Origin of the sequence: Pseudonocardia sp. C8 (genome assembly GCF_014267175.1) — a bacterium.
GTDB lineage: Bacteria > Actinomycetota > Actinomycetes > Mycobacteriales > Pseudonocardiaceae > Pseudonocardia.
The window spans coordinates 2,686,005-2,705,741 of the sequence record NZ_JACMTR010000002.1 but is presented as its reverse complement, the minus strand read 5'-3'; the positions used below and the strand labels follow the sequence as shown (position 1 = coordinate 2,705,741).

The window sequence follows — 19,737 nt, the reverse complement described above, 5'->3', positions numbered from 1 at the left end:
GGGCGCGTCACTGCCGTTCGAAGACCGCTGTGACCGGCCCGTCGGCGCGGTAGCCCTGCCGGTGCAGCCAGCCGTCCAGCTTCGACTGCACGGTGCCCAGGTCCGGGCGCCGGTTCGGTTCGGTGCGCATCGCCTGCTTCAGCAGCGACAGGTGCGCGGTCCGGGCCGGCAGGTGGGTCAGCTTCGCCCCGGCCGCGGCTGCGCGGAGCCCGGCGACGGCGTCGCTCGACTCGCCGCGCGGCGGGTGCCCGCTGAGCGCGAACGACACCGCGGCCGCCAGCTGCCACCCGTCCGAGGCGGGCGATGCCGGCTTGCCCGCCGCCGTCTCCGGGGCGAGGTAGTCCGGGGTGCCGAGCACGTACCCGGTCTGGGTCAGCGTCGAGTCACCCTGCTTGCGGGCGATCCCGAAGTCGATGAGATGCGGGTGCCCCTGCGGGTCGACGACGATGTTGCCCGGCTTGATGTCACGGTGCAGCACCCCGGACCGGTGCGCGGTGTCCAGCGCCCCGGCGATCCCGGTCCAGATCCGGGCCGCGGAGATGTCGTCCACCGTGCCCCGCTCGCCGACCAGCTGGCCCAGCGACATACCGTCGACGTACTGCATGACGATGACCAGGCCGTCCATCCCCTGCAGACCCGGGTCGGACGACGCGTGCAGCAGGTCGTAGATCTCCACGCAGCACGGGTGCCGCATCGAGCCGAGCGCGGCCGCCTCCCGGCGGATCCGCTCCTCGGTCTCCGGGTCGGCGGCGTGCGCGGACTTGACGGCGACGGTGTGGCCGAGCTTCGCGTCGTGCGCCAGCCACACCCCGCCGAACCCGCCGGCGCCCAGCCGCTTCATCAGCCGGAACCGCGGTGCGCGCGGCGGACCGCCCGGCACCGGCGCGACCAGCGTCGGCTTCCGGGGCGGCCCGGGCGGCGGATGGCCGCCGGACGGCGGCCCGTGCGGGCGCATCGGTCCGGCCGCCGGGTGCGCGGCCGGGCCGGTCGCCGGCGGCGCGTGGGCCGTCGCACCGGTCGGGGGCCGCGGCGGCGCGTACGCGGTCGGGCCCGTCGGGGGGCGGGCGCCCGGCGGGTACGCACCGGGGGGCGGCCCACCGTGCCGGCCCGACGGCGGGCGCGCCGGCGGGCGCGCCGGCGCCGAGGCCGGCCCGGGTGGGGAGTGGAAGCCCGCGTAGGGGGCGGCCCCCTGCCCGGTGCCGCCGGAGGTCTCCGACGGCCGCGGCTCGCGCCGGGTGAACCGCTCGGCCAGCCGCTCCGCGACGCTCGGGGTGGCGCTGACCGGGGCGGCGGCGCCGGTCCCGCGCCGGGACGATCCGGTGGGCACGGGCGGTCCGGCCGGGAGCGCCCGGGAGCCGTGGGCGGGGGCGTCCCGCCCGGCCCGGACCTGCTCGATCCGGGCCCGCGACGGCGGCGGGACCATCGGCACGATCAGGACTCCGACCAGGCTGCCCCCGAGGATCCCCACCCACAGGTGCTCGGCGGTCCCGGCCGGCACCGCGGCGGTGAGCACGATCAGCGAGAACAGCGGCAGCCAGAAGAACTTGGCCGGCCAGCGCGGACCCCGGCGCAGCGCCGTGCGGGCCTGGACCGCGACCAGGACGACGGCCAGCAGCGGCACCACCCCGAGCAGCACGACCGCGGTCACCGAGGTGACGACGTCGCCGCCGCCGATCGACCCGGCGACGCTGCCCCGGCCCAGGTAGCTGCTCTGGGTGCCGACGAGGTCGCAGGTCGTCACCCGGATCGAGTCGGTGGCCGCGGCACCGAGCCCGGGCACCGCCGGGACACCCTGGGTGGCCTGCGCGAACGTCCCGCCCGCGCCGAGGAAGACGGCGAACGGCAGCAGGCCGGCGGCGAGCACCCCGATCCCGCCGATCAGCACCGACTCGGCGGCCCCGTACCCGGACGACGATCCGGACCCGATCCGGCGGCGCAGCAGCGCGACGAAGGCGGCACCGGCCGTCGGCAGCAGGCCGGTCAGCACGCCGAGCGCGGTGACCGACCAGGCCCAGTCACCGGGGCAGACGTCCGGGATGCCGAGCTCCCGGATCCCGTTCAGCACCCCGGCGACGAGCGCCACCAGCGCATCCACGCGCGCACCGACCCCCCGTCACCGCTCCGGTGTCACCGGGCGGACCACCCGGACTCCCCCACTATGGCATCACCCCGGCGGGTGGCCGTGCGCCAGCGGGTGGGGTCTCAGCGCCGGAACAGGTCCAGGTCGGTGTTGAACCGGTCGAGCAGCCCGGCGAGCGCCTCGCGGTCCGGCTCGGTCCAGTGCGCCATGACCTCGCGCAGCGGGGCCAGCCGGGCGGCGCGGACCCGCTCGCGCGCCGCCGCGCCGGACGGGGTGAGCCGCACGCTGACCGAGCGCGGGTCGCGCTCCTGCGGGGACACCTCGACCAGCCCGGCCCGGGAGAGCCGGGACACCTGGCGGCTGGCGGTGGGCTTGCTGATCCCCAGCTTGCCGGTGAGTGCGGTCAGCGACAGGGCGCCCTCGTCGCCGAGCAGGGTCAGGATCGGGTAGGTGTAGCGGTCGACGGCCTCGTCGGCGCCGTAGCCGTGCGCCCACACGGGTTCCATCGTGCGGCGCACCAGCAGCGTGATCTGCTTCTCCAGGGACTCCAGCGACCCGCCCGGCCGCCCGTCGTCGCCGTCCGCGGTGGCGACACCGCCGGGCACACCCGCACCAACCGGGCTAATCGGACGTTCGGTCATGATTCGCATGCTACACACGTTGCGTCCCGCAACCCGGTCCGTGGTCCCGGCCGCTGGCCCCGCGCCCGGCTCCTCTGGTTCGGTGGGACGGGACTGATGCGGAAGGACCGACGTGGAGGGGCTCCGGTGGGACTGACACGCAGCGACGGGCCGCTGTCGCCGTACGCGCCGGCGACGGTGAACTACGCGATCGACGGCCCGCCGCACAAGCTGCTCCTGCACCCGTTCCCGCGGCGGGTCCGGGCCGAGTTCGCCGGGCGGACCGTGCTCGACACCCGGCGCGGCTACCTGCTGCACGAGTCGAACCTGCTGCCCGTGCTCTACGTGCCCGAGGACGACCTCGACGCGAGCGCGCTGGTCCCGAGCGAGCACACCACGCACTGCCCGTTCAAGGGGGACGCCACGTACCGGTCGCTGCGGGTCGGTGGGCGCCGCCGCGACGACGCCGTCTGGACCTACCCGGAGCCGGTCGCCGCCGCGGCCTGGCTGCGCGGGCTCGCCGCCCTGTACTGGGACGCCGCCGACGCCTGGTACGACGAGGACGAGCAGGTCTTCGCCCACCTCACCGACCCCTACACCCGGGTCGACGTCCGGCCGACCCGGCGGCACGTGGTCGTCACGCACGTCGCGCCGGACGGGCGGCGCACCGTCCTGGCCGACTCCCGCGCGCCGTGGGTGCTGTCCGAGACCGGTCTGAAGAACCGCTGGTACCTGCCCCGCGCCGACGTCACGGCGGACCTGGCACCGAGCGACACCCGCACCCACTGCCCGTACAAGGGCCGGGCCGCCTACGAGCACGCCACGGTCGCGCCCGCGACCACCCTCGCCGACGCGTTCTGGCACTACCCGGACCCGCTGCCGGAGGCGTCGCGGATCGCTGGGCTCCTCAGCGCGGCCGACGGGCGCCGCGACGACGGCTCGGAGATCGTCGTGACGGTGGACGGCGAGCCGGCCTGACGCCCGGCCCGGCCCGGCTCGGGCACGGACCCCGGCCGCACGACCGCACCCCCGGCACCCGGCCTGCCCGGCGGCACCACGACGACGGCTCCGGCGGCACGTTTCCGCCCGTCGAGCAGCACGAACCCGCCCTCCACAGGGCGCGACCGCGCAGATCGACAGGGCCGGACGGTCCGTCACGTACCCGGGTGTGCCTCCGCGACCGTCCGCCCGGGTGCCGGGAACCGGTGCGCTCAGTCCTCCTCGGGGACGATCAACGCCTCCAGCGCGGGCAGTGCCGCCTCCAGCGCGGCGCGCTGCTCGGCGTCGAGCCGGTCGAGTCGCCGGGAGATGAGCGCGGTGCGCTGGCTGCGGATGTCGCGCAGCTTGCCCCGGCCGTCGTCGGAGATGGACACGAGGACACCGCGGGCGTCGCCGGGGTCGGGGGCACGCAGCACCATCCCCTGGTCGTCCAGCGCGGACAGCACCCGCGACATCGTCGGCGCGGTGACCCCCTCGCGGCGGGCGAGCTCGGAGAGCCGCAGCGGCCCGTGCTGCTCGACGGTGACCAGGGTGGACAGCTGCAGGGGCGGCAGCGACTCGCTGCCGTCGATCCGGATCCGCCGGTTGAGCCGGCCGACGGCGAGCCGCAGGCGGGCGGCCACCTCGTCGTCGGGCGTCTCGAACCTGCTGGTCACCGCCGTGCCGCCCTCGTTGCCACCGGAGTTGCCACCCATCCGTCCATCGTGCCAAAGCCTCCCACCGGTGGTGCGGGCGGCGCGCTGCTAGAGCTTGCGCAGCCGCACCCGGGTCACGTCGTGGTCGGCCCCCTTGGTCAGCACGAGGCTGGCCCGCGACCGGGTCGGCAGGATGTTCTGCTCCAGGTTCGGCGCGTTGATCGACGCCCAGATCGACTCCGCGCGGGCGACGGCGGCGTCGTGGTCCAGCTCGGCGAACCGCCGGAAGTACGACTGCGGGTCCCGGAACGCGGTCTCCCGCAGCCGCAGGAACCGCTCGACGTACCAGCGCCGGACGTCCGCGGTGGCGGCGTCGACGTAGACCGAGAAGTCGATGAAGTCCGACACCGTCAGCGCGCCCGCCACCGCGGGCTGCAGCACGTTCAGCCCCTCGATGATCAGGATGTCCGGCCGGCGGACCACCAGCTGCTCGTCCGGGACGATGTCGTAGACCAGGTGCGAGTACACCGGCGCCGTCACCTCGGGCCGGCCGCCCTTGATCTCCGAGACGAACCGCAGCAGCTTGCGGCGGTCGTAGGACTCGGGGAACCCCTTGCGCTCCATCAGCCCGCGCCGCTGCAGCTCGGCGTTCGGGTACAGGAACCCGTCGGTGGTGACGAGCTGGACGTTCGGGTGTTCCGGCGAGCGGGCCAGCAGCAGCCGCAGCAGCCGGGCCGTCGTCGACTTGCCCACCGACACCGACCCGGCAATCCCGATCACGAACGGGGTCCGGGCGTTGGCCGCGCCGAGGAACCGGCGGTAGGCGCGGTAGAGCCGCGCACCCTCCTCGACGTGCAGGTTCAGCAGCCGGGACAGCGGCAGGTACACCTCGCGCACCTCGTCGAGGTCGACGAAGTCGCCGAAGCTGCGCAGCTGCTCCAGCTCCTCGGCCGAGAGCGGCACCCGGGTCGACGACGCCAGCTGCGCCCACGACACCCGGTCGAAGTCCACGAACGGGGACGCGGTGCCCCTGGCCAGGCTCGACAGCTTGCGGCCGCCGCCGTAGGGCGGGGTCGAGGCCGCCGTCGTCACGAGGCCCCCGGGGCCGGCGCGCCCCCGAGGGCCGGCACGGGTCCGTTCCCGGTGACCGGGGCCCGCCGGGCGGACAGGGGCTCGCGGCCCGGGGGCGTCGTCGCCGTCGTCATGGCAGTCCAACCTAGCCCCCGGACCGGGCTCGCAGTTCGTGATGTCACTCGCAGCTCCGACGCGCGCGGGCCGGGACCGGGGCCGTATCGTCACCGCACCGTTTCGACCCGTACCGCACCGATCCGGGAGTGCTCCACGGTGACCGTCCTGCTCTCGCTGCTCGGCCTGATCGCGGTGGCGGCGCTGACCCTCGGCACGGCGATCTCGGTGGCCTCCGAGTTCTCCCTGACGGCGCTGGAGCGCAGCCGGATCGACGCCGCCGTCGCCCGGAACGACGACCGCCGCACCCGGTCCGTCCAGCGCGCCCACGGGACGCTGTCGTTCCAGCTGTCCGGCTGCCAGCTCGGCATCACCGCGACCACGCTGGCGACCGGCTACATCGCCGAACCGGCGATCGCCGAGCTCATCCGCCCGCTGCTGGACGCGGCCGGGCTGCCCGGCGGCTGGGCGTCCGGCACGGCCACCGCGCTGTCCCTGGTCGTCGCGACCGCGCTGTCGATGGTGTTCGGCGAGCTGGTGCCGAAGAACCTCGCCATCGCGCACCCGTTCGAGGTCGCGCGGGCCGTGGTGTGGCTGCAGGCCGGGTTCGCCTCGGCGTTCCGCTGGCTGATCACCGGGCTGAACGGGGCCGCGAACGCCCTGGTGCGCCGTCTGGGCGTCGAACCGGCCGAGGAGCTCCGCTCGGCCCGCTCCCCCGGCGAGCTCAGCTCGCTGGTCCGGGCCAGCGCCGAGAGCGGCAGCATCGACGCCGGCACCGCCGAGCTGCTGGAGCGGTCGCTGCGGTTCACCGACCGGGTCGCCGAGGACCTGATGACGCCGCGGGTGCGGGTGGCGACGATCGACGCCGCCGAGACGGTGGCCGACCTGGTCGCGCTGGCCCGCCGGTCCGGGTTCTCCCGCTTCCCGGTCGTCGACGGCGACCCGGACACCCCGCTCGGCCTCGTGCACGTCAAGCAGGCGTTCGGCGTGCCGGCGGCGCGGCGGGCGTCGACGCCGGTGCGGGAGCTGACGCGGCCGATGGAGACGGTCCCGTCGTCGCTGGACGGGGACGCGCTCATGACCCGGCTGCGGTCGGCCGGGCTGCAGACCGCCGTCGTCGTCGACGAGTACGGCGGCACCGCGGGCCTGGTCACCATGGAGGACCTGATCGAGGAAATAGTCGGCGACGTCCGCGACGAGCACGACCTCGCCGAGCGGAACCGGGTCCGCCGGATCGGGGACGGCGTGTGGGCGCTGTCCGGGCTGATGCGGGCCGACGAGGTCGACGAGGCCACCGGGTTCCGGATGCCGCGCGGCGAGTACGAGACGCTGGCCGGGCTGGTGATCGCCGAGCTGGGGCGGATCCCGGACGTCGGCGACGAGCTGGTCGTGGACGGCTGGCGGCTGACCGTGCTGCGCCGCGACCGCAACCGGGTGGCCGAGATCCGGCTCGCCCGCGGTGCCGACCAGGGGGTGCGGGCATGACCACGGGGGACGTGCTGGCGCTGCTCGCCGCGGTCGCGCTGCTCGGCGTGAACGCGTTCTTCGTCGGCGCCGAGTTCGCGCTCATCTCGGCGCGCAAGGACCGCCTGGAGGCGATGGCCGACGCCGGATCGGCCGGCGCGCACCGGGTGCTGACGGCCGCGCGCGACCTGTCCCGGATGCTCGCCGCGTCGCAGCTCGGGATCACGATCGCCTCGCTGCTGCTCGGCCGGCTCGGCGAGCCCGCGGTGGCCCACCTGATCGACGCGCCGCTGGCCGCGGCCGGCGTGCCGGAGGCGGTGGCCTACCCGATCGCGTTCGCGCTCTCGCTGATGATCGTGGTGGTCGCGCACATGCTCCTCGGCGAGATGGTGCCGAAGAACATCGCGATCGCCGGGCCGGAACGCGCCGCGATCCTGCTGGTGCCGCCGTTCCTGGTGTGGGCCACGGTCGCCAAGCCGTTCGTCGACGGGTTCAACCACATGGCGAACGGGACGCTGCGGCTGCTCGGTGTGACGCCGAAGGACGAGCTGGAGACGGCGTTCACCTCCGGCGAGCTGTCCGAGATGATCGACGACTCGTGGCGCGAGGGCCTGCTCGACGACGACGAATCCTCCCGGATCGCCCGCACCCTGACCTCGGCGGAGTCGACCGTGGCCGACGTCGCGGTCGGCCTGGACGACCTCGTCTGCCTGCCCGCGGACCCGACCGTGGACGCCCTCACCGACGCCGTCGAGCGGACCGGGTTCTCCCGGTTCCCGATCCGCGGACCGCACGGCCGGATCACCGGGTACCTGCACGTCAAGGACGTCCTCGACCTCGCGGACGCCGGCTCGGCCGCGATCCCGCCGCAGCGGATCCGCAGCCTGCCCGCGGTGCCGGTGAGCGCCCGGCTCGACGAGGCCCTCGCGACGCTGCGCGGGGCGCGTGCGCACCTGGCGCGGGCGGTCGACGGCCGCGGCGACACGGTCGGGGTGGTGACGATGGAGGACGTGACGGAGGCGTTCGTCGGGACCGTGCGGGACGCGACGCACGCGCCGGGCACCCCGACCTGAGCCGCACGTCGCGCCCCCGCGCGGTGCGCACGTCGCGCGGTGCACACGTCCCCCGGACGCTCACGCAACCCGGATCTGCTCACGCGATCGGGTGAGCGTTGCCGGGTTCGGTGAGCGTTCCGCGAAATGTGCAGCCGGCGGCGGCCGGTGCCGGGTCCGCGTCGGCCGGGCCGCGGTCGTACCGTCGGCGCCGTGACCACCGACGCCGACCGCTCCGGCCCCGCGCCGGTCGACAGCCGTGCGCCGGCCGCCGTCCCCACCGTCCTGGCCGCCGCGACCTGGCGCGCGCGGGCCGCCGCGCACCGGGACCGGGTCGCCGCCTGGACCGCGCCGCACCGCGACCGGCGCCGCCGCGGCGAGCCGCACCCGGTCTGGGACTTCCTGTTCACCTACTACTCGCACCGGCCCGCGCAGCTGGAGCGCTGGGACCCGGGCCCCGGCGTCGTGCTCACCGGGGACGGGGCCGCGGCGTTCCTGGACCGGCCCGGCTACCGGCGCACCGGCGACGGTGCCGGGTCCGGTGTCGTGTTCGACCCGGCCGTCGCCCCGCAGCGGCTGCGGACCACGGCCGCGTTCGCCCACCGGCTGCTCACCGCGACCCGGTCCCGGGCCCCGCAGCTGGGGTGTTTCGGCCTGCACGAGTGGGCGATGGTGTACCGCACCGACCGGCCGCGGCACGGCGGCACGGTCGGGCTGCGGCTGGGCGGCGCGGGCACCGACGCGGTCGTCGAGTCCCTGCGGATCAGCTGCTCGCACTACGACGCCTACCGGTTCTTCACCGAGGCCGCGGCGCCCCGCAACGCCCTGACCCCGACCCGGGAGACGCAGGCCGAGCTGGAGCAGCCGGGCTGCCTGCACGCGACGATGGACCTCTACAAGTGGGCCTACAAGCTCGCCCCGGCGGCGCCGTCGGAGCTGGTCGCGGACTGCTTCGCGCTCGCCGCGGACGTGCGCGAGCTGGACATGCGGGCCGGCCCGTACGACCTCGCCGGGTACGGCTTCACCCCGGTGCGGATCGAGACCCCGCAGGGCCGGGCCGACTACGCCCGCGCCCAGGCCGGGTTCGCCGAGCGCGCCGCTCCGCTGCGCGACCGCCTGATCGCGCTGGCGGAGCAGCTCACCGGCTGACGCGGGCCGCCCCGGCGTCGGTGTACCTCAGCTCCTGCTGCCGTCGAGCACCGCCAGGCCCGGGAGCTGCTTTCCCTCCAGGTACTCCAGGGACGCGCCGCCGCCGGTCGAGATGTGCGAGAACCCGTCCTCGGGCAGGCCGAGCAGCCGCACCGCGGCCGCCGAGTCGCCGCCGCCCACGACCGAGAACGCGTCCGAGCCGACGATCGCCTGCGCGACACCGCGGGTGCCCTCCGCGAACGGCACCATCTCGAACACCCCCATCGGGCCGTTCCAGAAGACCGACGCGGCGCCCGAGATCACGGTCGCGAACGCGCGCACCGAGGCGGGCCCGATGTCCAGGCCCATCCAGCCGTCCGGGACGGCGTCGGCGCTCACCACCCGGATCGCGGCGTGGGCGGCGAACTCGTCGGCGACGACGACGTCGCTCGGCAGGACGATCTTCCCCGACTCCAGCAGCGTCCGGCAGGTGGCGATCTGGTCGGTCTCCAGCAGGGACGCGCCCACGTCGTGGCCCTGGGCCGCCAGGAACGTGAAGCACATGCCGCCGCCGACGAGCAGCGAGTCGACCTTCGGCAGCAGGGCCTCGATGACGCCGAGCTTGTCCGAGACCTTCGACCCGCCGAGCACGACGACGAAGGGCCGGTCCGGGTCCTCGGTGAGCCGGCGCAGGACCGCCACCTCGTCCGCGACGAGCCGGCCGGCGTACGCGGGGAGGTCGTGGGCCACGTCGTAGACCGAGGCCTGCTTGCGGTGGACGACGCCGAACCCGTCCGAGACGACCGCCCCGTTCTCGCCGGTCAGAGCGGCGAGCTCGCGCGCGAGCCCGGCCCGCTCCGCGTCGTCCTTGGCCGTCTCGCGCGGGTCGAACCGGATGTTGTCCAGCAGGACGACCTCGCCGTCGGTGTGCCCGGAGATCCCGTCGCCGAGCTGCTCCAGCCGGACCGGCCTGCCCAGCAGCTCGCCCAGCCGCGCCGCGACGGGCTCGAGCGAGAACTCCGGCGACGGCTTGCCGTCCGGCCGCCCCAGGTGCGCGGTCACGATCACCCGGGCGCCGGCGGCGGTGAGCGTGGCGATCGTGGGCACCGAGGCGCGGATGCGGCCGTCGTCGGTGATCCGGTCCCCGTCGAGGGGAACGTTCAGGTCGGAGCGGACGAGCACGGTGCGGCCGGCGAGGCCCTCGTCCACGAGCTGGTCGAGTGTGCGCATCGGGCCCGTCCTACAGCGTCGAGGCGACGAGGTCGGTGACGTCGGCGAGCCGGCACGAGTAGCCCCACTCGTTGTCGTACCAGCCGAGCACCTTGACCTGGCGGCCGATCACCCTGGTCATGCCGGCGTCGAAGACGCACGACGCCGGGTCGGTGACGATGTCGGACGACACGATCGGGGCGTCGGCGTAGGACAGGATGCCCGCCAGCGGCCCCTCGGCCGCCGCCCGGTACGCCTCGTTGATCTCCTCGACCGTGGCCTCCTTCCGGACGTCGACGGTGAGGTCGGTGGCCGAGCCGGTGGGGATCGGCACCCGCAGGGCGTAGCCGTCGAGCTTGCCCTGCAGGTGCGGCAGCACCAGCCCGATCGCCTTCGCGGCGCCGGTGGAGGTCGGGACGATGTTCAGGGCGGCGGCACGGGCGCGGCGCAGGTCCTTGTGCGGGCCGTCCTGCAGGTTCTGGTCCTGGGTGTAGGCGTGGATCGTCGTCATCAGGCCGCGTTCGATGCCCAGCAGGTCGTCGAGCACCTTGGCCAGCGGGGCGATGCAGTTGGTGGTGCACGAGGCGTTGGAGACGATGTCCTGCGAGCCGTCGTACTCGCCGTCGTTGACGCCCTTCACCACGGTGAGGTCCTCGCCGGTGCCCGGCGCGGAGATGACCACCTTTTTCGCACCGGCGTCGAGGTGCTTGGCGGCGGCGTCGCGCTTGGTGAACAGGCCGGTGGACTCGACGACGACGTCGACGCCGAGGTCCTTCCAGGGCAGCTCGCCCGGGTCGCGCACCGCCAGTGCCTTGAACCCGGTGCCGTCGACGACGATCTCGTCGCCCGAGGTGGTGACCTCGTAGGGCAGCCGGCCCAGGATCGAGTCGTACTTCAGCAGGTGGGCGAGCGTCGCGTTGTCGGTGATGTCGTTCACCGCCACGATCTCGATCTCGGTGTCGCCCGCGCGGCGGCGGGCGTCGACCGCACGCCAGAAGTTCCGGCCGATCCGGCCGAACCCGTTCACTCCCACGCGCACCGTCATGCGTGCCTCCTCGGCTCCGTCTGGTCGGGGTCCATGTCGTCGGGTCCCGGTGGGCCACGCCCCGGCACCGGTCTCCTCCGCTGCCGGGACGGGTCGCCGTGACGCTAGGGCGGTGCCACCGGGTCCCTCGTCCCCGACCTGGGGGGTCACCGGGGGGAAGGACCCCGGACCGTCAGCCGACCGCGAGCGCGCCGTCGCGGGCCAGTGCGACCAGCTCGGAGAACTGGTCGACGCTCATCTGCACCCGCTGCCCGAAGTCGTCGGTGATCACGACGCGTCGCTCCGGCGCGGCGGCCTCGTCGACGTACAGCTCCGGGCAGCCGCAGTTGCAGCTGCCGCAGAAGGTGGCGATGTGACGCATGCGGATACTCCCGTCCTCGGTCCGCGGCACGGGCGGTCGCCCGCACCACCTGCGAGAGGGTCGGCGGGGCGGCCCGCGCCGGTTCCCGCCGTCACCCGGCCGGGGGGTCCGGCCGCCGGTGCCCGGTCACCCGGGCGGAACGCAGCCGGTTCAGCGCCGCCGCGACCTCGTGCCGGCGCGGCACGGCGAAGTCGGCGAGCGAGCCGTGCGCGATCGCGGCCGCACCCCCGCGGGCGACGTCGGCGTCGAGCCGGTCGAGCGCCTCGGCGAGGGTGACACCGTCCAGCGCCAGGTGGGCCAGCGCGAGCCCGACCCCGGTGGTCTGCGACGGGTCGGCCAGCTGGGACACCGCGGACAGGTCGACGTCGTCACCGCCGAAGGTCAGCCGGCCGCGCCCGCGGGCGGTGACCTTGCGGCGCCCGCGCACCTCCGGGTCGACGCTGTCCGGGTCGAACACCCGGCGGCCGAACGCGGGGAACTCCGCGTCGCCGTCCTCCGGGGCGACGCCGGCGATCTCGCGGGCCCGCGCGGTGACGTCGGAGACCCGGTAGTCCTGCAGCAGGATCACCGTGTCGGCGCGGTCCAGGTAGTCACCGGACCCGCCCATCACCAGCACCGTCGACACGCCGTGCCCGCGGTGCAGCGGCCGGACCCGGTCCACGAACGGCACCAGCGGCTCGGCCTCGATCAGCTCGCGCATCCGGGCGTCGCGGATCATGACGTTGGTCGCCGAGGTGTCCTCGTCGATGAGCAGCACGTCCGCGCCCGACTCGAGCGCCTCGATCGTCGAGGCCGCCTGCGAGGTCGAGCCGGACGCCGACTCGGTCGAGAAGTCCTCGGTCGGCTTTCCCGACGGCAGCCCGGACACGAACGCGCGGACGTCCACCCGCTGCACGGCGCGCTCGTCCTCGGCCCGGACCGACACCGCACCGGGCCGGGCGACGACGAGCTCGCGGCCGTCGCCGGGCACGTGGTCGTAGACGCCGGTCTCCAGGGCGCGCAGCAGCGTGGACTTGCCGTGGTAGCCGCCGCCGACGATCAGCGTGACGCCCTCGGGCACCCCCATCCCGCTCACCTCGCCGCGGTTCGGCACCGGCAGCGTCACCCGCAGCGACGGCGGCGAGGAGAACGGCACCCCGCCGCGCAGCACGCGGTCGTCCACACCGGACGCCCGCGGGAGCACGGCTCCGTCGGCGACGAACGCGACGAGCCCGCGCCCGGGCAGCGCCTCGCGCAGGGCGGCGGAGTCCTCGACGGTCTCGACGAACGCCGTGGCGGCGTCCTGGTCGACGTGCTTCCAGGTCAGCGCCGCGTGCACGGCGTCGGGGAGCTCGGAGGCCAGCGTCCGGGCAGCGGCGTGCCCGGCGATGCGCCGGCCGTGCCCGGGCAGCGGCGCGCCGAGCTCGACGGTCACGGTGCCGGCCGCGTCGCCGTCGCGGGCGATGCGGATCGCGCTGCGGTCCAGGACCTCCTGGCCGCCCGCGTCGACGTGCACCGGGCCGCCGCGCAGCGCGTCCCGCAGCGCGCGGAGCAGGAACCCGCCGAGCGCGCGGGCCCGGACCGGCGTCCGGTACAGCTCGGCGGGCAGCCCCGCGGTGTCCGCCGGGACCGTCACCCGCAGCCGCGACGGCGGCGCGAACGGGTCCGACTGGACCTTGCGGATCTCCAGCTCGAACCCGTCCATCGCCCAGTGCCCGGCGAGACCCTTGTAGGCGCCGTAGCTCGCGCCGTCCAGGCCGTGCAGCCGGGAGCCGAGCTCGTCGCCGTCACCCCGGATGCCGGACGGGGGCGGTGCGTCGTGCCGGCGCGGTCCGCCGCCGCGGGGCGGGCCGCCCGAGCGGGAGCCGGGACGGGGACGGTGCGAGCGGGTCATGCGGTCCTCTCGACGGGGTCGGTTCCACGGTAGATACCCGACGCCGCCGGGCGGCGAACCGCCTCAGCGGGCCCGCAACGCCTCGACGGTCAGCTGGTCACCCGGCGGGTTGCCGGCGCATCCCCGGCCCTCGAACGGGACGGTCAGCGCCTTCGTCTGCCCCGGCGGGACCACGCGCAGCCGGGTCACCGGTTTCGGCCGGCACACCTTCGGGTCGTAGTTCGCCACGTTCACCATCCGCAGCGTCGCGCCGGCCGCGCCCCGCGGGGCGAGCCGGACCGGCTTGCCGGGGTCGCCGGACCTCGCCGCCGCGGGCCCGACCCGCTTGCCGTCACCGCCCAGATAGGACACACCCGGGAATCCGTGCACGACGCACGGGCGGTCGCCGGTGTTCGTCAGCACGACGGTGACGTACCGGGAGCCGGCGGCGCCGCCACCGGGATCGTTCCGGACGCCGGCCCGCAGCGCGGACGTCGCACAGCGCGCGGCGCCCGGGTCACCGTCGCCGGGCCCCGGAGGCCTGGGCGCGCCACCGTCCGGGGCGCCGGGACCGCCCGGGGCCGGGGCCGGGGCGGGCGCCGGTGCCGGGGCCGGCGCGTCGCCCGCGCCGTCCGGCGGCGCCCCGGTCACCGCCGCGGGCGCGGACACCGGCGGTGGCGGTGGCGGTGGCGTGGGAACGCTGCTCGGCGCCCCCGGCGCGGTCGGCCAGCCGTCGCCCCCACCGCAGCCGCTCAGCAGCGCACCGCAGGCCACCACGGCAGCCGCCCAGCGGGCACCGCGACGTCCGCCACCCATGTCCGTCCCCCGATCATCATGGTGCGTTCCCCCGTCCGGACGTTACGGCGCGCACTCCGGTTGCGCGGCCCCGCCCCCGTCCCGCGTCCCTCGCCCCTCTGCCCCGCGCCCCCCGATGCCACTCATGGAGCTTTGGTCCCGTGGCACAGGACCAAAGCTCCATGAGTGTGACCCCGGGGGTGGGGCGAGCGGGGTGGGGCGAGCGGGGTGGGGCGAGCGGGGTGGGGCGCTCTTGAGTCAGGCGGGGAGGCGCGGTGCCGGGTCCTGGACGGTCTCGATCTCGTGCAGGCTCAGGTGCGCGGTCTCCCGGGCGCTGTAGGCCGCGCCCGCCGCGACCAGGCAGATCACCGCGCCGAAGGCCGCGACCGGCAGCCAGCCGGCCCCGGTGTCCCCGGCCAGCGCGGTGGCGATCGTCGGGGCGAACCCGCCGAACGCGAAGCCGATCTGGGTGCCGACGGCCATGCCGGTGAGCCGGACCTTGGCCGGGAACATCTCGCCGTAGAACGCAGGCCACACGCCGTTGGCGGCGCTGTAGACCACACCGGACAGCAGGACGCCGGTCGCGAAGATCAGGACCCAGCTTCCGGTGGAGACCGCCCACAGGTACGCGGCCAGCATCGCCGCGCTGCCCAGCGCGCCCGCGACGAAGACCGGGCGGCGGCCGATCCGGTCGGCCAGGATCGCCAGCAGCGGGATCGCGGCCAGGGCGACGACGTTCGCCGACACGACCACCCACAGCATCGTCGAGCGCTCCAGGCCGACGGTGTTCACCGCGAACGACAGCGCGAACACGGTCATCAGGGTGCTGACCGACGCGACGGTCGCGGCGAGGGTCACCCGCAGCAGGTTCGGCCAGTGGTCGCGCAGCAGCGCCGCGATCGGCAGCTGGTCCTTCGTGGACGGCGCAGGCGCACCGTCCACGGTGGTCTCGGCGACCTCGGTGGTGAACACCGGGGTCTCGTGCAGGGTGCGGCGGATGAGGACGCCCGCGATCAGCACGAGCACGCTCGCCCAGAACGGCACCCGCCAGCCCCAGGTCAGCAGCGCCTCCTCGGGCAGCATCGCGACCGGCAGGAACACGGCGGTGGCGATGATCTGGCCGGCCTGCGTGCCGGAGAGGGTGAAGCTGGTGAAGAACGCCCGCCGGTCCTGCGGCGAGTGCTCCAGCGTCATCGAGTTGGCGCCGGCCTGCTCCCCGCCCGCGGACAGCCCCTGCAGCAGCCGGCAGGTGACCAGCAGCGCCGGCGCGAGCACGCCGACCTGGCCGTAGGTGGGCAGGAAGCCGATGGCCAGCGTCGCGACGCCCATCAGCACCAGCGTCGCGACCAGCACCTTCTTGCGGCCCATCCGGTCGCCGATGTGCCCGAACAGCACCGCGCCGAGCGGCCGGGCGACGTAGCCGAAGCCGAACGTCGCCAGGGACAGCAGCGTGCCGGCGACCGCGCTCGACTCGGGGAAGAACACCTTGTTGAACACCAGCGCGGCCGCGGTGCCGTAGATGAAGAAGTCGTAGTACTCGAGCGCGCTACCGATCCAGCCGGCCAGCGCGGCCCGCCCGGGCTGGGCCGTCGGCGGGAGGGCGGCCGATGACGCGGTGGGACTCACGGGGCCTCCAGGGCGTGTGTGCGTCGTTGCAGGCACGAGCGCGGCGGCGCTTATGTACCAACTAGTTACGTACCGAATGGTGAGTTCACGCCCCGGCACTGTCAAGCCCGGGTTTCCCCGGAACCGGTTCAGGAGCGGCCGACGTGGGCCGTCAGGTACTCCACCACGAGGTCACCCACCATCTGCCGGTAGTGCCCGCGCCGCCCGGGATCCAGCAGGTCACGGTCGAAGATCGCGGCGAACGTGTGCCGGTTCGACACCCGGAACACGCAGAACGCGCTGATCAGCATGTGGACGTCGAGCGCGTCGACGTCGTCGCGGAACAGGCCGCCCGCCCGGCCGCGCGCGAGGATCCCGCCGAGGACGTCGACGGCCGGCGCGGCGAGCCCGGACAGCATCGGCGACGCGCGCAGGTGCTCGGCGTGGTGGATGTTCTCGATGGCCACCAGCCGGATGAAGTCCGGGTGCGCCTCGTGGTGGTCGAAGGTCAGCTCGGCGACCGCGCGCACCGCCTTCGCCGGGTTGAGGTGCGCGACCTCCAGGCCCTGCTCCAGCGAGCGGATCCCGGCGTACGCCCGCTCGAGGACGGCCAGGTAGAGACCCTGCTTCGAGCCGAAGTAGTAGTAGAGCATCCGCTTGGTGGTGCGGGTGCGGGCGGCGATCTCGTCCACCCGGGCCCCGGCGAGGCCGCGCTCGGCGAACTCCGCGGTGGCCTCGTCCAGGATGTCGGCCCGGGTCCGTTCCGGGTCACGCTGCCGGCCGGTCTCCCCCGGGGCTGCCGCCACGACGTGCCCTCCTCGTTCGTTCCGCGCGGCCCGACGCTACCGCCCGGACCCCGGCGAGGGCTGGTGCGACCCGCTCCCCGTCCGGTACAACTAACCAGACAGTACATAAAAGGAGGCGTCGTGCAGAGCAGCCACACCACCACCGGGACCGGGACGACCGTCCTCACCGGACTGATCGGCGCCGGGATCGGCCCGTCGCTCTCGCCGGCACTGCACGAGCACGAGGCCGCCGCCCTCGGCCTGCCGCTGCGCTACGTCCGCTGGAACCTCGACGACCTCGGTGCCGCGCCGTCCGACGTCGGGGACCTCCTCGACCGGGCCCGCGCCGAGGGCTACGCGGGCCTCAACATCACCCACCCGTGCAAGCAGCTCGTGATCCCGCACCTCGACGCGCTGGCCCCCGACGCCGCCGCCGTCGGCGCGGTGAACACCGTCGTGATCGGTGCCGACGGGTCGCTGACCGGCCACAACACCGACTGGACCGGCTTCCGCGACGGGCTGCGCGACGGACTGCCCGGCGCCGCACTCGACCGGGTGGTGCTCCTCGGCGCCGGGGGTGCCGGTGCCGCGGCGGGCTTCGCGCTGGCCCGCGACGGCGTCCGCGCCCTGCACGTCGTCGACGTCGACGCCGGCCGGGCCACCGCGCTCGCGAGCACCCTGGCCCCGCACCTCGCGCCCGGGGCGACCGCGACCGGGCACGCCCGCGCCGAGCTGGACGGCCTGCTCGCCACCGCCACCGGGCTCGTCCACGCCACCCCGGTCGGGATGGCCGAGCACCCGGGCCTGCCGTTCGACGCGGCCCTGCTCGCCGGCGCGCCGTGGGTCGCCGAGATCGTCTACCGTCCGCTGGACACCGCGCTGCTCCGCGCGGCCCGGGCCGCAGGCTGCCGTACGGTCGACGGGGGCCGGATGGCCGTGCACCAGGCGGCCGAGGCGTTCCGGCTGTTCACCGGCACGACCCCCGACCCCGCCCGGATGCTCGCGCACCTCGCGGCGCTGGTCACCGACGAGCAGGAGGCCACCACCCGTGTCGCCTGAGACGCCCCGGCTGTCCGTCGCGACGGTCTGCCTGTCCGGGACCCTGGAGGACAAGCTCGACGCGGCCGCGACCGCCGGGTTCGACGGCGTCGAGATCTTCGCGCCGGACCTGGTCGCCGACGCCCTGTCCCCGTCCGGCATCGGCGCCCGCTGCCGCGACCTCGGCCTGTCGGTCGACCTCTACCAGCCGCTGCGCGACATCGACTCCACCGACCCGGACCGCTTCGCCGCGAACCTGCGCCGCGCCGACGTGACCTTCGACGTCATGGCCGGGCTCGGCGCCCGCACCGTCCTGGTCTGCTCCTCGGTCGCGCCGGACGCCGTCGCCGACCCGGACCGCCTCGCCGAGCAGCTGCACGTCCTCGCCGGGCGCGCCGACGAGCGCGGCCTGCGGATCGCCTACGAGGCCCTGGCCTGGGGCCGGCACGTCGACACCTGGGACGCCTCGTGGCGGGCCGTCCGGGCCGGGGACCATCCGGCACTCGGGCTGTGCCTGGACTCGTTCCACGTGCTCGCGCGCGGCTCCGACCCCGCCCCGATCGCGGACGTGCCCGGCGAGAAGCTGTTCTTCCTCCAGCTCGCCGACGCCCGCGAGCTGTCGATGGACGTGCTGTCCTGGAGCCGCCACCACCGGCTGTTCCCCGGCCAGGGCGGGTTCGACCTGCCCGGTTTCCTCGCACCGGTCCTCGCCGCCGGGTACCGCGGGCCGCTGTCGCTCGAGGTGTTCAACGACGTCTTCCGCCAGGCCGACCCCGTCCGCACCGCCGTCGACGCCCGCCGGTCGCTGCTCGCGCTCGCCGAACGCACCGCGCACCCCGGCTCCGGGCGCCCCGGTACCGGCGCCGACCCGGTCGGGGTGGCGCCACCCCCGCCGGCCGGGCCGGCGTTCGTCGAGCTGCATGCGGGCCCGGAGCTCGGGCGGGTGCTGCGCGCGCTCGGGTTCAGCCGCACCGGGGTGCACCGCACCAAGCAGGTGGAACGCTACGAGCAGGGGCACGCCCGGCTGCTGGTCAACGCGGCCGGCGACGGCCCGGCCGCGGTCGCCGCGATCGGCGTCGAGTCCCCCGACCCGGTCGCCTCGGCCCGGCGCGCGGCCCGGCTCTGCGCCGCGCCGTTGCCCCGGACCACCGGCCCGGGCGAGGCCGACCTGGCCGAGATCCCCGCCCCGGACGGCACGTCGCTGTTCTTCTGCCGCACCGGCCCGGACGGCCCCGGCCCGGCGTGGTCGCACGACTTCGTCGCCGTCGACGAGGCGCCGGCGACCGGCATCGGCATCACCGGGATCGACCACGTCGGGCTCACCCAGCCCTACGACGCGTTCGACGAGGCCGTGCTGTTCCACCGCGCGGTGCTCGGGCTGGAGACGGTCGCCGACGGCGAGTTCGCCGCCCCGTTCGGCCTGGTCCGCAGCCGGGCGCTGGCCGACCGCGACCGCCGCCTCCGGCTCGCCCTCACCGTGTCGGTGCTGCGCCGCGGCGGGTGGAGCCCGGCCGTCGCCGACCCGCAGTACGTCGCGCTGGCCTGCGACGACGTCCTCGCGACCGCCGCAGCGGCGCGGGCCGCCGGCGTGCCCCTGCTCGATGTCCCGGCGAACTACCACGACGACCTCGCCGCCCGGCTCGAGCTGCCCGAGGCCACGATGGCCGCCTACCGGGAGCTCGGCGTGCTCCACGAGCGCACCGCCGACGGCAACCTCGTGCAGGTCTGCACCGAGCTGCTGGGCGGGCGGCTGTTCCTCACCCTGGTGCAGCGCACCGGGAACCACGACGGGCACGGCTGGGCCGACGCACCGGTCCGGATGGCGGCGCACCGCCGGTCCCGCCTGAGCCGGACCACCGCCCCCGCCTGAGAAAGCCCACCCGC

At 75.4% G+C, this 19,737-nt stretch carries 17 protein-coding genes; 6 read left to right on the top strand and 11 right to left on the bottom strand.

The window, feature by feature from the left end:
• Positions 1 to 7: 7 nt before the first annotated feature.
• A complete protein-coding gene (locus tag H7X46_RS13100; protein ID WP_186359674.1) occupies positions 8 to 2,095 on the bottom strand; it encodes a serine/threonine-protein kinase in 2,088 nt (695 codons plus the stop codon).
• A 107-nt stretch (positions 2,096 to 2,202) separates the two neighbouring features.
• Positions 2,203 to 2,721 carry a MarR family winged helix-turn-helix transcriptional regulator gene (locus tag H7X46_RS13095; RefSeq protein WP_186359673.1) on the bottom strand — a complete coding sequence of 173 codons (519 nt, stop codon included), beginning with the start codon at positions 2,719 to 2,721 and terminating at the stop codon, positions 2,203 to 2,205.
• Positions 2,722 to 2,847: 126 nt separating this feature from the next.
• On the opposite strand from H7X46_RS13095, the gene H7X46_RS13090 reads away from it, so the two are divergent.
• Positions 2,848 to 3,678, top strand: a complete 831-nt coding sequence (locus H7X46_RS13090) for a DUF427 domain-containing protein (protein ID WP_186359672.1) — start codon at positions 2,848 to 2,850, stop codon at positions 3,676 to 3,678.
• Positions 3,679 to 3,911: 233 nt separating this feature from the next.
• On the opposite strand, the gene H7X46_RS13085 is transcribed toward H7X46_RS13090, so the two are convergent.
• The gene (locus H7X46_RS13085; protein WP_186359671.1) at positions 3,912 to 4,394 is read right to left on the bottom strand and encodes a MarR family winged helix-turn-helix transcriptional regulator; all 483 of its coding nucleotides are present in this window, start codon (positions 4,392 to 4,394) and stop codon (positions 3,912 to 3,914) included.
• 48 nt (positions 4,395 to 4,442) lie between these two features.
• Positions 4,443 to 5,372, bottom strand: coding sequence for a type I pantothenate kinase (coaA, locus tag H7X46_RS13080; RefSeq protein WP_222131932.1), 930 nt, complete (start codon positions 5,370 to 5,372; stop codon positions 4,443 to 4,445).
• Between the two features lie 306 nt (positions 5,373 to 5,678).
• Here coaA and H7X46_RS13075 point away from each other — a divergent pair, with 306 nt between their 5' ends.
• The 3 genes from H7X46_RS13075 (at position 5,679) to H7X46_RS13065 (ending at position 9,184) form a co-directional block, all read left to right on the top strand.
• On the top strand, positions 5,679 to 7,004 hold the full coding sequence (locus H7X46_RS13075; RefSeq protein WP_370588742.1) for a hemolysin family protein: 1,326 nt from the start codon (positions 5,679 to 5,681) through the stop codon (positions 7,002 to 7,004).
• Entirely contained in the window at positions 7,001 to 8,056 is a 1,056-nt protein-coding gene (locus tag H7X46_RS13070) for a hemolysin family protein (protein WP_186359669.1), read from the top strand. Before H7X46_RS13075 ends, H7X46_RS13070 begins: the two co-directional genes overlap by 4 nt.
• Before the next feature lie 264 nt (positions 8,057 to 8,320).
• Positions 8,321 to 9,184, top strand: coding sequence for a 3-methyladenine DNA glycosylase (locus H7X46_RS13065; protein WP_186362635.1), 864 nt, complete (start codon positions 8,321 to 8,323; stop codon positions 9,182 to 9,184).
• A 27-nt stretch (positions 9,185 to 9,211) separates the two neighbouring features.
• Here H7X46_RS13065 and pgk read toward each other — a convergent pair whose 3' ends face one another.
• The 7 genes from pgk to H7X46_RS13030 all read right to left on the bottom strand — a co-directional run bounded on the left by pgk (position 9,212) and on the right by H7X46_RS13030 (position 16,836).
• Positions 9,212 to 10,393: a phosphoglycerate kinase gene (gene pgk, locus H7X46_RS13060; RefSeq protein WP_186359668.1), complete on the bottom strand. Its 1,182-nt coding sequence runs from the start codon at positions 10,391 to 10,393 to the stop codon at positions 9,212 to 9,214.
• A 10-nt stretch (positions 10,394 to 10,403) separates the two neighbouring features.
• Positions 10,404 to 11,417, bottom strand: coding sequence for a type I glyceraldehyde-3-phosphate dehydrogenase (gene gap, locus H7X46_RS13055; protein ID WP_186359667.1), 1,014 nt, complete (start codon positions 11,415 to 11,417; stop codon positions 10,404 to 10,406).
• 172 nt (positions 11,418 to 11,589) lie between these two features.
• The gene (locus H7X46_RS13050) at positions 11,590 to 11,778 is read right to left on the bottom strand and encodes a hypothetical protein (protein ID WP_186359666.1); all 189 of its coding nucleotides are present in this window, start codon (positions 11,776 to 11,778) and stop codon (positions 11,590 to 11,592) included.
• A 91-nt stretch (positions 11,779 to 11,869) separates the two neighbouring features.
• On the bottom strand, positions 11,870 to 13,651 hold the full coding sequence (locus tag H7X46_RS13045; RefSeq protein WP_186359665.1) for an ABC-ATPase domain-containing protein: 1,782 nt from the start codon (positions 13,649 to 13,651) through the stop codon (positions 11,870 to 11,872).
• A gap of 63 nt (positions 13,652 to 13,714) precedes the next feature.
• The gene (locus H7X46_RS13040) at positions 13,715 to 14,446 is read right to left on the bottom strand and encodes a DUF4232 domain-containing protein (RefSeq protein WP_186359664.1); all 732 of its coding nucleotides are present in this window, start codon (positions 14,444 to 14,446) and stop codon (positions 13,715 to 13,717) included.
• Between the two features lie 237 nt (positions 14,447 to 14,683).
• Positions 14,684 to 16,051 (bottom strand): MFS transporter, encoded by a 1,368-nt coding sequence (locus H7X46_RS13035; protein WP_186359663.1) that lies wholly within the window; start codon positions 16,049 to 16,051, stop codon positions 14,684 to 14,686.
• Positions 16,052 to 16,179: 128 nt separating this feature from the next.
• A complete protein-coding gene (locus H7X46_RS13030) occupies positions 16,180 to 16,836 on the bottom strand; it encodes a TetR family transcriptional regulator (RefSeq protein ID WP_186359662.1) in 657 nt (218 codons plus the stop codon).
• A gap of 120 nt (positions 16,837 to 16,956) precedes the next feature.
• Here H7X46_RS13030 and H7X46_RS13025 point away from each other — a divergent pair, with 120 nt between their 5' ends.
• Positions 16,957 to 17,874 (top strand): shikimate dehydrogenase, encoded by a 918-nt coding sequence (locus H7X46_RS13025; RefSeq protein WP_186359661.1) that lies wholly within the window; start codon positions 16,957 to 16,959, stop codon positions 17,872 to 17,874.
• On the top strand, positions 17,864 to 19,723 hold the full coding sequence (locus H7X46_RS13020; RefSeq protein ID WP_186359660.1) for a sugar phosphate isomerase/epimerase and 4-hydroxyphenylpyruvate domain-containing protein: 1,860 nt from the start codon (positions 17,864 to 17,866) through the stop codon (positions 19,721 to 19,723). The genes H7X46_RS13025 and H7X46_RS13020 overlap by 11 nt, the downstream gene beginning before the upstream one ends.
• The last annotated feature ends 14 nt before the right edge of the window (positions 19,724 to 19,737 follow it).

Bases quoted from the DNA above. Each gene is read 5' to 3' on its own strand.
- H7X46_RS13095 (WP_186359673.1), bottom strand. From the start codon at position 2,721: ATGACCGAACGTCCGATTAGCCCGGTTGGTGCGGGTGTGCCCGGCGGT.
- H7X46_RS13085 (WP_186359671.1), bottom strand. From the start codon at position 4,394: ATGGGTGGCAACTCCGGTGGCAACGAGGGCGGCACGGCGGTGACCAGC.
- H7X46_RS13070 (WP_186359669.1), top strand. From the start codon at position 7,001: ATGACCACGGGGGACGTGCTGGCGCTGCTCGCCGCGGTCGCGCTGCTC.
- pgk (WP_186359668.1), bottom strand. From the start codon at position 10,393: ATGCGCACACTCGACCAGCTCGTGGACGAGGGCCTCGCCGGCCGCACC.
- gap (WP_186359667.1), bottom strand. From the start codon at position 11,417: ATGACGGTGCGCGTGGGAGTGAACGGGTTCGGCCGGATCGGCCGGAAC.
- H7X46_RS13050 (WP_186359666.1), bottom strand. From the start codon at position 11,778: ATGCGTCACATCGCCACCTTCTGCGGCAGCTGCAACTGCGGCTGCCCG.
- H7X46_RS13045 (WP_186359665.1), bottom strand. From the start codon at position 13,651: ATGACCCGCTCGCACCGTCCCCGTCCCGGCTCCCGCTCGGGCGGCCCG.
- H7X46_RS13040 (WP_186359664.1), bottom strand. From the start codon at position 14,446: ATGGGTGGCGGACGTCGCGGTGCCCGCTGGGCGGCTGCCGTGGTGGCC.